Raw genomic sequence first — 406 nt, forward strand, 5'->3', positions numbered from 1 at the left:
GGCAAGACCACTTTCTACCAGGGCGAAAACGGCACCCACCCGCTATTCCGCATCGAGCCCGGGATCCCGTGCAGGGATGCCCGCGAACAGTCTTCGGAGTTGATGGGGTATGTGCGCGAATTGACCATCACCGGGTTGATGGATGGGAAGCCGATGATGATATGGGCTGCGCATTACTTGAGTGCGATGGCCAAGGCGCTGATGGATGATGCCGAGCTGGGGATGAAGCAGTGAGGGTTTGGCTCTAGGTTGCAGGAGGGCTGGCAGGGGTTCGCCGCAGCATTTTTGGCGCCTGTGAGATCGAGCGCCGCCCGCGCGGCGCATCGCGACGCAAGGCCGCTCCCACATCTGTTTCGGGCCAGTCTCTCCTGTGCCGGACGCGCGCGACCGCCTTGTCTGTAGCACG

Annotated in this window: 1 protein-coding gene; it reads left to right on the forward strand. The window is 62.6% G+C overall.

What is annotated here, in order from left to right; translation table 11 throughout:
• Positions 1 to 234: DUF3077 domain-containing protein (locus tag GYA94_RS27505; RefSeq protein ID WP_161893534.1), on the forward strand; the 234-nt coding region annotated here is incomplete at its 5' end.
• Positions 235 to 406: the final 172 nt, after the last annotated feature.

Source organism: Pseudomonas juntendi (assembly GCF_009932375.1).
GTDB lineage: Bacteria > Pseudomonadota > Gammaproteobacteria > Pseudomonadales > Pseudomonadaceae > Aquipseudomonas > Aquipseudomonas juntendi.